At 55.2% G+C, this 13,776-nt stretch carries 11 protein-coding genes and 3 pseudogenes; 6 read left to right on the forward strand and 8 right to left on the reverse strand.

Going from position 1 to position 13,776, the window contains the following annotated elements:
* Positions 1-177: pseudogene (locus tag H6B31_RS17175) on the forward strand (manganese catalase family protein); the annotation flags it as partial.
* A 540-nt stretch (positions 178-717) separates the two neighbouring features.
* Here the strand turns inward: H6B31_RS17175 and H6B31_RS06160 are convergent.
* From H6B31_RS06160 to H6B31_RS06175, 4 genes are read right to left on the reverse strand one after another with little or no spacing between them, the layout of a single operon-like run.
* Positions 718-2,049: a TRAP transporter large permease subunit gene (locus H6B31_RS06160; RefSeq protein ID WP_177696485.1), complete on the reverse strand. Its 1,332-nt coding sequence runs from the start codon at positions 2,047-2,049 to the stop codon at positions 718-720.
* 58 nt (positions 2,050-2,107) lie between these two features.
* Positions 2,108-3,703 carry an N-acyl-D-amino-acid deacylase family protein gene (locus tag H6B31_RS06165; RefSeq protein ID WP_204897750.1) on the reverse strand — a complete coding sequence of 532 codons (1,596 nt, stop codon included), beginning with the start codon at positions 3,701-3,703 and terminating at the stop codon, positions 2,108-2,110.
* 23 nt (positions 3,704-3,726) lie between these two features.
* Positions 3,727-4,692 (reverse strand): dipeptidase, encoded by a 966-nt coding sequence (locus H6B31_RS06170; RefSeq protein ID WP_204897751.1) that lies wholly within the window; start codon positions 4,690-4,692, stop codon positions 3,727-3,729.
* Between the two features lie 27 nt (positions 4,693-4,719).
* The gene (locus tag H6B31_RS06175) at positions 4,720-5,085 is read right to left on the reverse strand and encodes a DUF3870 domain-containing protein (RefSeq protein ID WP_243418881.1); all 366 of its coding nucleotides are present in this window, start codon (positions 5,083-5,085) and stop codon (positions 4,720-4,722) included.
* 694 nt (positions 5,086-5,779) lie between these two features.
* Between H6B31_RS06175 and H6B31_RS06180 the strand changes: the two genes are divergently transcribed.
* Both H6B31_RS06180 and H6B31_RS06185 read left to right on the forward strand, forming a co-directional pair.
* Positions 5,780-8,023: a LysM peptidoglycan-binding domain-containing protein gene (locus H6B31_RS06180; protein ID WP_204897752.1), complete on the forward strand. Its 2,244-nt coding sequence runs from the start codon at positions 5,780-5,782 to the stop codon at positions 8,021-8,023.
* A 265-nt stretch (positions 8,024-8,288) separates the two neighbouring features.
* Positions 8,289-8,522, forward strand: a pseudogene (locus H6B31_RS06185) (manganese catalase family protein); the annotation flags it as partial.
* Between the two features lie 121 nt (positions 8,523-8,643).
* On the opposite strand, the gene H6B31_RS06190 reads toward H6B31_RS06185, so the two are convergent.
* From H6B31_RS06190 to H6B31_RS06200, 3 genes are read right to left on the reverse strand one after another with little or no spacing between them, the layout of a single operon-like run.
* Positions 8,644-9,918 (reverse strand): hypothetical protein, encoded by a 1,275-nt coding sequence (locus H6B31_RS06190; protein WP_204897753.1) that lies wholly within the window; start codon positions 9,916-9,918, stop codon positions 8,644-8,646.
* Positions 9,902-10,960 carry a hypothetical protein gene (locus tag H6B31_RS06195; protein ID WP_204897754.1) on the reverse strand — a complete coding sequence of 353 codons (1,059 nt, stop codon included), beginning with the start codon at positions 10,958-10,960 and terminating at the stop codon, positions 9,902-9,904. Before H6B31_RS06195 ends, H6B31_RS06190 begins: the two co-directional genes overlap by 17 nt.
* Positions 10,961-10,984: 24 nt before the next feature.
* Complete coding sequence (locus H6B31_RS06200; protein ID WP_204897755.1) at positions 10,985-11,911, reverse strand: helix-turn-helix transcriptional regulator; 927 nt, start codon at positions 11,909-11,911, stop codon at positions 10,985-10,987.
* Positions 11,912-12,089: 178 nt separating this feature from the next.
* Here H6B31_RS06200 and H6B31_RS06205 point away from each other — a divergent pair, with 178 nt between their 5' ends.
* Positions 12,090-12,422, forward strand: a complete 333-nt coding sequence (locus tag H6B31_RS06205; protein ID WP_204897756.1) for a helix-turn-helix domain-containing protein — start codon at positions 12,090-12,092, stop codon at positions 12,420-12,422.
* On the opposite strand, the pseudogene H6B31_RS06210 reads toward H6B31_RS06205, so the two are convergent.
* Positions 12,419-12,973 (reverse strand): annotated as a pseudogene (locus H6B31_RS06210) (recombinase family protein). The gene H6B31_RS06205 and the pseudogene H6B31_RS06210 sit on opposite strands and share 4 nt — an antisense overlap.
* A gap of 93 nt (positions 12,974-13,066) precedes the next feature.
* On the opposite strand from H6B31_RS06210, the gene H6B31_RS06215 reads away from it, so the two are divergent.
* Positions 13,067-13,363: a nucleotidyltransferase family protein gene (locus tag H6B31_RS06215; RefSeq protein WP_204897757.1), complete on the forward strand. Its 297-nt coding sequence runs from the start codon at positions 13,067-13,069 to the stop codon at positions 13,361-13,363.
* Complete coding sequence (locus tag H6B31_RS06220) at positions 13,350-13,712, forward strand: HepT-like ribonuclease domain-containing protein (protein WP_204897758.1); 363 nt, start codon at positions 13,350-13,352, stop codon at positions 13,710-13,712. The genes H6B31_RS06215 and H6B31_RS06220 overlap by 14 nt, the downstream gene beginning before the upstream one ends.
* Positions 13,713-13,776: the final 64 nt, after the last annotated feature.

The raw sequence follows: 13,776 nt of genomic DNA on the forward strand, positions 1-13,776 counted from the left end.
GTAAACAACGTCATCCGCTTCCTGCGGGAGCGGGAGATCGTGCACTTCCAGCGGTTTGGCGAGTGTCTGCGGCTTTGCAAGGAAAAGATGGACGCGAAAAACGTCTACCTCACCAACCCTGCTTTTGACAAGCAGGCCGCCGTACAGCCCCAGCCCAGGAACATGGCCCACGGCTGAGCGTATACAGCAGACAGCCCGGACCCTGCCTGGTCCGGGCTGTCTCCGCATATTTCTCTGGCTCATTACATTTTTCCGCTCTGACTCTGCGTTTCCCACTCATATAGGCGTGAACACACCGCTTTTTCCGCTGGAATCTTCCTTTTTCTCAGCCTGGTCTATCAATCAGGCAGGCTGTACAAAGCTAGGCCTTGTTTGAAAAATGTCAACATACCCGAACAGGGAGTCTTTTTCCGTCATACTGCGTTACTTTTGCGCCGTTGTTCGGCGCAAAAGTCCTCGCTTTGCTTGCCGGAATCCTTGCACAGCAAGGCTTCCGGGGCATTTGATCCCACTCGAGGCGAACTGCCGCCCCCTCGAGCTCCCCCGCCTCAACTTGAGCAGATTCATCTCAGCAGAGGTTTTTTGACAAGCCGCGCGGGGTCTGGTCCTGAAATAGGGCCAGACCCCGCAGTCGGTTTTTCTATGATGTACCCGCTGCTTCAGAACAGCTCCCTCTGCTCCAAACAGCCTGTGGGACGGAGATTGTATTTTTCCGCATCAGCCCAGGATCATGGGACCCACAATGGCATACGCGATGACAAACACCCAGGCAAAGGCCACGCTGATCCAGGCGGCCTGGAGGGCCTCCTTGGTGTTGGTGCACTGGGCGATGCCCAGCTGTCCGGCGAAGTTGGAGGTGGGATAGATGGAGCCGGTGAGCCGGGTCGCCGCCAGAATAGAGACGGCGAAGCAGCCCATGGGCAGGCCGGCCGAGACCGCCAGACCGCCGAACATATCGGAAATGATCTTGATCTCCGCCACAGCGGCCGCCTCGATGCCGAAGCCGCCCACCACAGAGGCCACCAGCATAACGGCAGTGGCGCTGTTGCTGGCAAGTCCGCCCAGCAGGTTGGACAAGGCGTCAAAGCCGCCGCCCAGAGTTACCAGATTCAGCAGCACCTCGATGCTCACAAAAATCAGGAACATATTGGCCTGAGAGGCCACGCCTTTTGTAATGCAGTCCACCGACCGGTCGATCTCGATGCGGCCGAAGATGGCCACTACGGCGGCCAGCACGATCATCACGATGAGGGCGTAGCTGGTGCCCTGTCCGGTGGCGATTCCGTAGCCCACCAGGAGCACGAAGCACAGCAGGAAGGCGATGGTGGTCACCTTCTGCTGCTTGGTGATGACCACCTGGTCCAGATGCTTCACGTCATCCCCCAGGGTGTAGCTCTCCTTGCCCTGGGTGCGCTTCTGGGCACGGTTGGCGCCCACCCAGGCGCCGGCCAGCCAGACGATGGCAAAGGGGATGGCCGCCTGAATCATCAGCTGTCCATAGGACAGGCCGGTGACCTCCTCAGTAATCAGGGTGACGCCGGTGAGGGGGCCCAGGATCAGGCCGATCTCCCCCGCCACCTTAAACAGGGTGGCCACCACAGTGGGGGTCACCCCCAGAGAGGCCATGATGGGCAGCATCACCGGGGCGATGACCGCGTTGCCGCCGCCCAGCGTACCCAGCAGGCCGCAGACAATGATGGACACGATCACCAGGGCGATCTTGCCCTTGGTCTGGGTGTTAACGCCAATGCGCTTGACGATCCAGTAGACCAGGGTGTGGGTCACACCGGCCTCATTCATCAGAACGCCCAGGCCGGCGCCCATCATAATGATCAGGCCGATCAAGGCGGTGGATGAGCCCAGAGCGGTGCTGAACGCGGCCGCCATATCCCCCAGGTCCTGTCCCATCAGGAGCGCGCCCACCAGGACGCCCACCATGATGCCGGACACATTGCTTTTGCCGATAAAGATCAGCACGATCATCACGATCAGGGGAATCAGAGCCAACAGAGATGGGGCAGTGATCAAAGACCAGCTTCCAAGTTCCATAGTTGCATTTCTCCCTTCATGCTTCAAGTTCTGTATCCAGGGTAGTTCTCTCCCTCTCTCATGTTTTGATGAGCACACCTCCCGTTCTGGAGCCAGAGGCCGCTCCGTCCCATACGGCCGGCTGGCCGCCCACCAGGACATAGGGAATCCCGGCGGGCTTTTTTACGGAATCGGTATATTCGGACCGGTCCGCCACGCGGTCCGGGTCGAATACTGTGACATCGGCAGCCGCCCCCTCCTGCAGCACCCCCCGGTCAGTCAGGCCCAGGATCTGGGCCGGCAGTCCGGTGAGCTTATACACCGCATCCTCCAGCGGCATCAGCTGATGCTCCCGCACCAGGCGCAGGAACCGTGGGAAGGTGCCGAAGCTGCGGGGGTGGGGATTGGTCCGAGTAATGGTCCGGTCAAAGGAGAAGCCATAGCCGTCGCTGCCTACCGCAATGCGCATGTCCCGCATGATGCGGAGCATATCGCCCTCGTCAATGCAGAAGTAGATGCAGGCCACTCCCCCCTCGCACCGGGCCAGGACTTCCAGCACTGCGTCCACTGGGGAGAGTCCCAAGATCTGGGCCAGTTGGGCCACCGTCTTTCCCTCCCACTCCGGGTGGTGGCCGTGGGTGCTGGAGACCAGAATCCGGTCCGGACCGCCTCGGTTCTCCATCTCCTCACCGGTCTCGTCCTTCAGGGCCTGGGTGGGGGCCTTGACCCGCTGGAGCATGGCGGGCACTCCGCCGCCATGGGCCCAATGGGGGAGCAGAGCGCTCAGGGAAGTGGAGGTCGCCGTGTAGGGGTATTGGTCGCAGGTGACGACCGCCCCCTCCCGCCGGGCCGCCTCGATGCGCTCCAGCAGTTCCTCCGCCCGCCCCCACTGGGGCTTGCCCATAAGCTTCAGATGGGAGATCTGCAGATGGACCCCCGAGCGCAGGGCGATGCCCAGCATCTCGTCCACCGCCTGGAAGATGCGGGGGCCCTCATTCCTCATATGTACGGTGAGCAGGGCGTCATGTTCCCGGAGCACCCGGGCCAGGGCCGTAAGTTCCTCTTCCCTGCCGTAGGCGCTGGGGGGATAGATGAGCCCCAGGGACATTCCAAAAGCCCCCGCCTCCAGTTCCCGGGCCAGGAGGTCCTTCATGGCCTCCAGTTCCTCCGGAGCGGGATCCCGGTCGTCAAACCCCATCACCGCCGCCCGCAGAGTGCCGTGCCCCACCAGCAGGCCGTAGTTGGCGGAGCAGCCGTGGGCCTCCACCGCCTTTTGGTAGTCCTCCAGGTGGTACAGGCCGGTGAGCTGCAGATCTCCCACCGGCAGCTCCAGCTCGCTGAAAAAGTACTCCTGATTGGCAGCCAGGCGCTCCGGGGTGTTGGGCAGGATGGAGGTGCCGCAGTTGCCCACAATCTCAGTGGTTACCCCCTGATAGAGTTTGCTCTCCGGCTGGTAGTCCACCAGGGGGCAGGCATCCGAGTGGCTGTGGATGTCGATAAAGCCGGGGGCCACCGCAAGGCCGGAGGCGTCCAGCACCCGTCTGGCCTGGCCGGCCGGAATGGACTCCTGGGCAATGCGGGCAATCCGGCCATCCTGAATGCAGAGGCTGGCCCGGTATGGCTTTCTTCGGGTCCCGTCCACAATCAGTCCATTCTGAATGATGAGGTCATACATTGACACATCCTCCTCTCTACACTTCACACAAGTCCGCTCTCATGGCGGCGCAGAAAGTCCAGGGCGTTCTGGTACAGGATGCCGGACACCACCGGCTCCGGCAGGCCGCGTCCCAGCAGATAGCCGTAGATCCCAGCCGCTTTCTCCGGGGAATTCAGGCACTCCGGCAGTTCCGCCCCGTCAAAGTCGGAGCCCAGAGCCAGGCACTTCTCCGCCCCCAGGGACAGGAAGTGGTCCACATGGCGGTACAGGTCGTCCAGGCTCTCTACCTTCCGGTCCTCCCGCAGGAAGGCCACGAAGTAGTTCAGCCCGATGAGGCATTTCCGGCGGACCATCTCCCGGATCATGCCGTCGGTCAGGTTCCGCTTGTGGGCAGCCACGGCCCGGGCGTTGGAGTGGGTGGCCACGAAGGGGCGCTCCGCCACCTCCAGCAGGTCGGCAAATCCGGCGTCGTTCAGGTGGGACACATCCACCAGGATTCCGTACTTCTCCAGCTGTGGGATCACCTGCTTTCCAAAGGGAGACAGGCCGTGCCCGGTCTGGTGGCCGGAGCCGATCTCGTTCTCCCCGTTCCAGGTGAGGGTAACCGCCTTCACCCCGTCCGCCGCCAGCAGGGGGACCCGGTCCAGATCTCCCGCCAGGGCAGAGCCGTTCTCCACGCTGAGAAAGGCCGCCGTCCGTCCGGTGCGGAAGGCCTCCTCCAGGTCGTCGCAGGTCCGGCAGCGCAGGACCCGGGAGGAGAATCGCTCTGTCTGCCTGAAAAAGCTGTCCCGGTTGCGCTCATAGTAGGCAACGGCCTCCGCTCCATGGTACTCGTCCGGGATGAACACCGCATAGAACTGAGCCCAGTGAACGCCCTGTGGAATATTGGACAGGCGCAGAACCCGCTGGGGATCGTCCAGGGTATCGGTCTCCCCACCGCTGGTGTATTTGCAATCAGTCAGGGTGTCGCAGTGTAGGTCTATCAGCGCATAGGGCTTTTCTTCCAAGGCTCTCTTCCTCCTTTGATCAAATCGTCAAACCGGCTCTTTTTTCCCGCCCCTCCGCATCATTTGATACCGCTTCAGGGCGTTCTGGTATGCCACGAGGACTGCCTTTCGGGAGGAGCCCCCGTAGCACTGCTCCAGCTTTTTCTCCAGCCAGCTGTCGATCTTGGGAAAATTCCGCCCGATAAACAGCCGCTTTAAGTACTCCTCCGTCAGCTGCAAGGTGTGGGTGCAGCCAAAATCCAGCACCTGCTCCGTCTCCTCGTCCACCTCAAACGCCATATAGAAGGAGCCGTACATTTTGGTAATGGCGTTGTCCGCATTGGTTCTGGACTCGCCGATGATATAATAGCTCTGTACCTGATCCTCCGGGAAACGATCCATCTCTGACATCATATTCCATTCCTCCCTGTATGCAGCTGGCCGGCGTTCTCCGCCTGTCTCCCTGGATTTCTCAGACCCCGGAAACAAAAAACCAGTAAGAATCACGCAATCCACATTTGAGATTACGTCTCCTTACTGGTTTTCATGCACGCAGTCACAGGGGGAAGCCTGTGTGTAGTAACATGAAGCAGCTTCGATTCAATTTCTGCTCACGTCCGGCCAGCTGTTTTGGACGATTCAAATAACTTCACTGTTGTTTTTCTTCTACAATTTATACTATACATCCACCCATTCCTTTTTGTCAAGGCTTTCTTTCCAGAGGCGAAACAGTTCCCCGCCGACCGCCCTCCGCCTTCCTCGGCAGACCGCGGGCTGTATCCGGCAAAATGGTCGACGGCCGCTCTGCCAATCTGCGCTGTTTCTCTTTTTTGCAGTCCCGAGCGCAGCTGCATTTCATCGCGGCTCTTTCTTTTCTGCACAAGGGAAAATTCCACATTTCACTTGCATATAAATTGTATAAAAATATTACTCATATTTTATATAATTTGTGGAGATTGCCGGTTTTGTGTCTTTATGTTATATTTAAGGTACCATCTCGGACGCAGCTTTTTGAAAGGAGGGTAGAGCAAGCCATTCAAGAAAAGGAATCTTGGCTGTCGTTCCGTTGTACAAGACGCAACCAACCTGTGTTGAAAGGAGTGTTGACATGAACGTGAACCGCACCCGTAAATGGACCGGCCTGCTGCTGTCGGGAGCCGTGCTGAGCAGTCTGTTGGTCACTTCCTCCCTGGCCGCAGAGTCCTCTGCCTCTCTGGAATTTCAATATCCAGAGGATGTGAACCCGGCGGAAGTCACCATCACGGTGCACGAGGGCTATCCATCCGCCAGCGGCGAGGACGCTGTGACCGCCCTGCCCCAGGTATCCCAAAATTCTGACGGCAGCTTCGTCCTCAGCGAGCCCGGCACCTACTGCTATTGGGTCCGGGGCGACGGCTACTACAACGTGTGCAAGATCTTCAACGTGACACAGGAGGATCTGGCCGCCGGAAGTATGGAGTTGACGGTGGAGACGGGGAAAATGGCGTATACCGGCTATGAACCCACCTCTCCGGACCTGGCCAACGTCCCCGACAATTACGCCCAGGGGGCCGCAGACACCGTTCTGACCCTCTGGCCGGATGAAATTCTGGACCACTTTACCACAGATACTCTGGCCAACTATCAGGAGTATGATACCCCCTTCTTTACAGAAGAACGCGCCGATCACGAGTTCACCTCCCAGGAAGAGATGCTGGACTATTTGGAGGCAAAGGACGCCGCCGAGCCGGACATGTATCTCTATAACCTGGGCACAACCCCCGCCTACCAGTATGAAATGCCCATAGCAGTCTTTACCGACACCGACCTCTCCTCCGCAGCCTCTCTGGAGGAGGCCGGCGAGCTGGTGTCGGACAACGGCAAGCTCACTGTGTGGATTCAGGCCCAGATCCACCCCAACGAGCCCGCCGCCGGCGAGGCCGCGCTGGTCATGGTCTCCGATCTGTGCGGAAGCTATGGCGACGCCGTGCTGGACGACATCAACGTAGTGGTCGTCCCCCGCATCAATCCGGACGGGTCCTACCTGTTCACCCGGGCCACATACCAGGGCTTTGACATGAACCGGGACCACATGGCTCTGAAGGCCCCGGAGCTGGCCTATCTCCATACCGCCTACCGCTACTTTATGCCCGAGGTTGCCATTGATTTCCATGAATTTGGATTCTACGGCGTCACAGAAGACGGCTATATGCGCAATGCGGACGACCTCCAGGTTACTCCCGCCACCAGTCTGAACGACGACGAACGCGTGACTCAGCTGGGTCTGGACGCAGTGGATGCACTGCACCGGAACGCGGAAGATTCCGGGCTGCGGGTCTATCACTACGGGATTACCGTCAATAACCCCATTGGCCGGGCCTATTACGGTCTTTATAACTCTCTCTCCGTTCTTGTGGAGACGCGGGGCATCGGCGCCGGCGCCACCAATTTCGAGCGCCGGGTGTACTCTCAGCAGCTGTCTGCCCACTCCATTATCGACTACGCGGTCGCCAACGACGACGCGATCAACGAGGCTGTGGCCGACGCCCGCCTTCAGGTGATCGCGGACGGCGAGGCCTTCAATTCCGACGATATTGTGGTTCTGCACCAGGTGGCCTCTGGTGCCACCCAGTCTGCCACCCCCCTGACCCGGTATCAATACAGCGTAGACGGCAGTGATACAAAGACTTCCTCCGCTACGCTCGCCATCAACGATACCGTGGTACGCAGCCGTATCCGCCCCACCGCCTATGTCATCCCCAAGGACATCCCCAACGCGGAGAAGATCCTGTACATCCTGGACAACCAGGGGGCGGAATACTACGAACTAGCTCCCGGCTCCACCGCCAATCTGAAGCAGTATTACTATGTGGGCGAGTACACCTACGAAGGCAGCAGCAAAGGCTTTACCGCCGACTTGCGGGAGGAGGCCGCCGTTACCTTTGACCAGGGAGCATACGTCATCCCCATGGATCAGGTCTCCGGCAATGTGATCGCCATGACCATGGAACCCGACGTCAACGACTCCAACGGCTACGACGGTACTCTGGTCCAGTATGGACTGGTGAGCTATGATACTGCCACAATGAATTTCCCAATTTACCGCTATGAAGGAAACAATCCCAGAACTACGCTGGTCAGCAATGCTCCCGAAACTCCATCGGAGCCTGAAACTCCCACTGAGCCTCAGCCGGAAACCCCCGCCGCCTCCGGCACCTATACGGTTCAGTCCGGCGACTGTCTTTGGAATATTGCCCAAAGAGAATTGGGCTCCGGCACCTTGTGGGAAGCCATTTATGAGGCAAACCGGGATCAAATCACGGACCCCAGCCGAATTCAAATTGGACAGGTTCTGGTAATCCCCGCCGCCTGACGCGCCTCGGCGTTTTTCCCAGCTTTGGCACAGTTATACCGCCGCAGGAGATTCTTCTATTTTGAATTCCCGCAGCAGGGTTCGGCGGCTTATCCGAACTGTCCCTGCACCATAAGTTTCTTCTAATCAAAACGTGTCCTTACCACCGCCTCCGGCGTGTAAGGGCACGTTTTGATACTGCTCTCCTCGAACTCAGCACAGTCCCGGGATAATCGCCCCCAGTCCGCCATTTCCAACAAGGCACAGCGGGCCCCATTTTGATCCCGATATCGGCACTGAGGAACTGGGCCACATGGAGATGGTGGCAGCTATTGTCCACCAGCTGACCCGAAATCTCAGCGACGAGGACGTGCGGAATAGCCCTGCTTTCGCCCCCTACTTCGTGGATCACACCACTGGGGTCTACCCGACGGCGGCCTCCGGCTTTCCCTGGACCGTCGGATCTATCCAGTCCACCGGAGATCCTATTGCCGATCTGACGGAGGACTTGGCCGCAGATGGTGCAATGACGTAAGGCCAACATCCCTCAAAATGCATCAAACTCCCTGATTCCACTTTTCTGTGCGGAATCAGGGAGTTTTTATTCCATATCATAACAGTTTAGACCGCAGATGTGGCATTTACACCTCAGTTAATCCCGTCTCTGACAAAAGAAGATCCCAATTTTTCTGGAGCACATCACGATTTTCCATTACAGTCTCGGCCGTACGATCCCGCATTGCCTCTTTGGCCATACTGCAGGACCGTCGAATCAATTCAAACCACTGTGACAGATTTAGGGCACAGGGGTTGCCACAGTTAGGGGGCAACAAAAACTTCACCGCATTTCCGCTGCTCCCAACGATATCAGAAATAAACAGCATTTTTTCTCGCTTCAACTTTGCGTTCAGTTTCTGACGCTCTTGCTCTGCCACTGGCAAGAAAAGATTATCTGGTGTTCTGGTCAGAGAAAGATAGGCATCAATCAACAGGTTTTTTATGGCAACCGGTACCGCTGTGGAAACCAGGTGCCGCAGATCATATCCGTCCAGATACATTCGCTCCGCAATTTTAGCCAGTGAATCGTCCCTTCCCCCGGCAGTAAAGAATTGAGTGAGACAAAAACCAGGTACTGGAATTCCCCTTGCTGTGCATACATCCGAGATAATGTGCCCTATATAATAGAATACAGCCAGATACTTTTCCTGTTCGGGTACTTCTTTCGGCGAGAGGAACACCCGAAGACGACCTTCCTCATCAATACACGTTGTGGTCCCGCACAGAATATCTGCCACGGCAAAAAAGAGTCCCAAAAAGGGGTCATGGGCAAAACTTCTCAGCCTGTGATTATTAGGATTCATTACCCCCTTTTGGAGAGACAGATCATACGGCACCTTACAGACATCGGAAAACCATTGAAGGATTGGAATCAACTCTCCATCTGCCGTTTTTCCGATTTTTCGGAGCGCGGCGGTCAGCAAACTCCCATCAAAACGTTCTCCGCCCCGATAAATCTTTACCACTTCCGGAGTCCCCACAAAAATCACATCGATCACAATCGATGCAATTCCGGCCAAGGAAGCAATCACATATTCTTCACTCCGGAGTTTTGGAAATACTCTGTCCGTATGGGAAAAGTCACAGATTGCCTGGTCTATATATACATCTATTTCTGACGTCTGGCCGTCAGAAAGCTCTGGCAAGCGGATCTCTGCTCCTGTTTCTTCCGCCAATTGATTGATTCCCGCAATCAGTGCATTGATTGTCTCCCGTTCCTCCCGCCTCTCTTTTTCCAGGTCAGTGCAGGCTTTTTTTGTCTGATCTACATCGGATTGGATGAGGGACAAATCTTTTTGAAACTGAATGATCGATTTTTCCTTGGAGGCCTCGTAGCTGTGATCATTCTTCTCCTTCATATTCCGCCCCTATCTCATAAGAAGACTTAAAAACTGCCATGTCTTGGTACGATTTTTGCAAATAGTTCAATGTTTTTTTCATATTTTTTATGGCATCTTTCTTTTCTTCGTCTTCCTTCTTCAACTTCTCTATTTCTCTCTGCAACTTATGAATTTCTCGACGCAGGTTCTCCATCACGGCCTGGGCACTCTGCACATCCTTTTGTGCATTGAGAATAATTTCTTTCAAGACAACTTCCAGCTTAGCGGCCTGACTCAGCGCAAAAGAGGGCATGGACTTTGCCAGTATGCTCACTGTCGATACTGCCGCTCCGCCGCCCGCAGCCCCAAGAAGCGCTTCTCCGCCAACAATTGCCACAACGCCGCCTGCCATGCCGGCACCGCCTACCGCAATTGCACCGCCTCCCGCCATTGCCAGACAGGCCGATGTCAACGCCGCTCCGGTTACCCCCGCAAAGTTAGACCCAAACAGCGCAACAGCAACAGGTCCCGCAAATATGCCTGCGGTAGCAGCCGCGGCGGCCGAAATTGCCACAACCGATACCGCCCCCAGCGCCACTTTCTGCATTTTGCCTGAAAGCTTATTGATGGTCTTTTGATATGTCTTTTTGAATCGGTCTACAAAAACCGGATCCATCAGGCCAGAGGACTTAGCCAGACTTTTTAGAAACGCCGTCTGATCGGAGTAATGCAGTTTCTGATAGTGCTTATCCGCGTCTTTTGTCTCTCCCAGCGGCGTATATGCACGAAAAAGCGTTCCTTCGAGCATAATGAGATAGAACCATGTCTGATTGATACTGCTACTTGCCTCATTCGCGACGGTGTCCAGTAGTTCCTCATAAGTGTAGAAAGTAATCTCATCGTCCATCGTAGCCTGAAGACAGGCGGACCAATGCTCCAGCCAATGTTCTTTGCAAATAATATCTTTCTGGTTGGAGTTGATGTCCCTCTTTGTCAACAGATATTCCAACGAATACAAGATCTTGATCTGCTGTTTGGTGAGACCAAACATTTCAACTGTGCTGCGTACTTCATTTTCCATAATTCTCGACTCCTCTTTCTATTTTTATAGGATTTCAACGAATGCTCCCTGGCTTTTCATCCACATATCGATCCCCTTTCCAAACACCTCTGCCCGAATCTCATACGTCCCGTCCCGCTCGCCGACGATCTCCGCTGTGGGCAGACGGTCCAGGACAGCCTCCACCGACGGCCCTTTATACAGAAAATGGACCGTCCGCAGCCTCCCTCCGTACATGAATTGGACCCGCTTTCGAAACTCCCCCTCTGAAAAGCGCTGACTATAGGGGACGGTGAAGTGTTCCGATTGTACCTGGATCTGTTCCAGACGGTCCACCCGATAGATAGTGGGATAGGGGTCCTCTGGATATTCAAATTCCTGATTCCGGTCCACGTTTTTCAAAAACGCCGCCAAATAAAAGTAGAATTCAGAGCACATCAGGCCCACTGGCTGGAGTCGGCGGTGCTTCTTCTCTCCTGTCTGAGTTCGATAATCCGCCTGGATCTCTGAGCGGCTTTGAATGGCCTGCCCCAGGGTCCATAGAATGTCTACCAGCGATTTTCCGTGGCGGGGCTCCACATAAAAATGGCGCTCGTTGGAAATGATCTCTTGGAGCTTTTCCCGCTCTGATAGCCGCATACCGTGAACCAGGAGTTTATCCAGGATCTGATCCAGCTCCCGCTTTGACAGCGACCGGCTCTCCAAGAGAATCTTGCAAACCGCCAGCATTTCCCCGCAGAAAAGAAACGCACCCTCACCCTCGGACAGCCGGTAGCAGTTCTGCCCCAGATCATAGTGAATCTCCAAAGGCGGGGTCTGCTCCGCAAAAAAGTTCCGAAGCTGTTCAATATCCCTCTGAATGCTGCGCTCGGACACTCCGAAGACTTGCGCGGCCTCTTTTTTCTGAATGCTCCCCCGGTTGGCCAACTGATCATACAGAGATAGGAGGCGGAATCCTTTTTCTTCTGCCATTTCTCTCCCTCCTTCTCCATTATACCGACCGGGTTAGACGAAACCTGTCCATGTGGAAAAATGCTCTCGTTTTCTATCCCCTATTCTACCCTAAAAGTTCTTTTGTTTCAACGCTAAAAGTTTATTTATAGAAGGAACTCTGCGGGATAAACTGGATGAAACTACTGGGGGGCGCTATATGGACTGGACAGCAATCGGAAGCAGAATACGAAAGCAACGGGAATACCTTGGCTATACAAGAGAACAGTTTGCCGAACTGCTGGAGGTCACACCGAAATTTTGTTCGGACATTGAACTCGGAGTCAAAGGGATGTCTGTTCCGACCCTCTGCAAAATATCTTCCACGCTCCGCCTGACCACAGATTATATTCTTTTTGGCAGAGCAGAGGCTCAGGCCGATGATCCGATCTCTCTTCTCCTCCACAGCTGTACAGATACAGAGCGGGAGTACGCCGAAAGTCTGCTGAAAACCTTTCTTTTGGCCATGAATACAAAAAAAGATTCGCCTTAGCCGGCGAATCTTTTTGCTTTCCGATAAAATGTGCTGGGCGATAAGTTCAGCTTTCTCATGGCTTCTGCTGCTGTCAGCTCTCCTGCCCGCCACCGCCGTATCACTGCGTCCAGACCTGGCGGCTCAATGGGTTTTCGCCCCTTGTATCGGCCCTGACCTTTTGCAGCCGCAATTCCCTCCCGCTGCCGCTGGAGGATGTATTCCCGTTCCAGTTCCGCCACCGCGCCAAAGACGGTCAGCATAAACTTTCCTGTGGGCGTCGTAGTGTCGATCGCCTCTTTCTGGGATATGAATTCTACACCTTTGCCCGCAAGCCGCTCTACCAATTCGAGTAGGTCGCGGGTGTTCCGAGCAAACCGGCTGATCGACTCGACAATAACGGTATCCCCCTTTCGCACATACTCCATCATTTTCTACAGTTCCGGTCTCTGTGCACTTTTCCCACTGGCCCGGTCGATGCAGAGCTCATCTACTCCCAGGCGTCCCATCAGAATCTCCTGGCGAATCGTATTCTGCTCTTGCGTACTCACTCTGATGTAGCCGATTCTCATTGTTCAATTCCTTTCTCTTGTCAAGCACATAGTTCCTTGGTATACTAAAATTGATAAAGTTTGTACAGAATCTTGTTTCGGGAGGTGGCTATTATGGCAGTCCGCACGCTATCTGAGATCCAGAATATCGTTTCCCGCTTAGCCAGACAATACGGTGCGAAGCGGATCTATCTATTTGGCTCTTACGCCCGCGGAGATATGAATGAGGACAGCGATATCGATCTCCGCATTGATAAGGGCGCAATCCAAGGGCTGCAGCTGGCAGGCCTTCTCCTTGATTTGGAAGACTCTCTTGGAGTGTCCGTCGACTTGATTCCAACCACCAGTTTGGATCCTCATTTTTTGGAATCCATTCACAACGATGAGGTGCTGCTATATGAAGCCTCTTAATCGTGATATCCACATCCTGGAGCATATTGTCTCCTATTGTCAGCAGATTGAAGAGACCGTTGCCCGTTTTGGCAACGATGGCTCTATTTTTTCCTCAGATCCTATTTATCGAAACGCAGCCGCTCTCTGTATTCTACAGATTGGGGAACTGGTAGGAAAATTGAGTGAGGAATTTCGATCTCAGCATTCTTCGATTCCCTGGCGTCAAATCAAAGCCATGCGGAATATTGTCGCACATAGTTATGGTACCGTAGATCCAGAAACTACTTGGGAGGTCATTCAATATGACATTCCAAAGTTAAAGAAATATTGCGGTTCCCTCTTAGATACTCCTGCAGAAAAAACTTGAACATTTCTCAAAAAGGTCGGTTTCCAAACTGGCACATGCCAAATCTCGGAAACTGACCCTTTTG

This window comes from Pseudoflavonifractor capillosus (assembly GCF_016899775.1).
Taxonomy (GTDB): domain Bacteria; phylum Bacillota; class Clostridia; order Oscillospirales; family Oscillospiraceae; genus Lawsonibacter.

Excerpts from the sequence above, each read along its gene's own strand:
- H6B31_RS06220 (WP_204897758.1), top strand. The coding sequence starts at position 13,350 with ATGAAGCCTCTTAATCGTGATATCCACATCCTGGAGCATATTGTCTCC.
- H6B31_RS06180 (WP_204897752.1), top strand. The coding sequence starts at position 5,780 with ATGAACGTGAACCGCACCCGTAAATGGACCGGCCTGCTGCTGTCGGGA.
- H6B31_RS06165 (WP_204897750.1), bottom strand. The coding sequence starts at position 3,703 with ATGTATGACCTCATCATTCAGAATGGACTGATTGTGGACGGGACCCGA.
- H6B31_RS06175 (WP_243418881.1), bottom strand. The coding sequence starts at position 5,085 with ATGATGTCAGAGATGGATCGTTTCCCGGAGGATCAGGTACAGAGCTAT.
- H6B31_RS06190 (WP_204897753.1), bottom strand. The coding sequence starts at position 9,918 with ATGAAGGAGAAGAATGATCACAGCTACGAGGCCTCCAAGGAAAAATCG.
- H6B31_RS06205 (WP_204897756.1), top strand. The coding sequence starts at position 12,090 with ATGGACTGGACAGCAATCGGAAGCAGAATACGAAAGCAACGGGAATAC.
- H6B31_RS06200 (WP_204897755.1), bottom strand. The coding sequence starts at position 11,911 with ATGGCAGAAGAAAAAGGATTCCGCCTCCTATCTCTGTATGATCAGTTG.
- H6B31_RS06160 (WP_177696485.1), bottom strand. The coding sequence starts at position 2,049 with ATGGAACTTGGAAGCTGGTCTTTGATCACTGCCCCATCTCTGTTGGCT.
- H6B31_RS06215 (WP_204897757.1), top strand. The coding sequence starts at position 13,067 with ATGGCAGTCCGCACGCTATCTGAGATCCAGAATATCGTTTCCCGCTTA.
- H6B31_RS06195 (WP_204897754.1), bottom strand. The coding sequence starts at position 10,960 with ATGGAAAATGAAGTACGCAGCACAGTTGAAATGTTTGGTCTCACCAAA.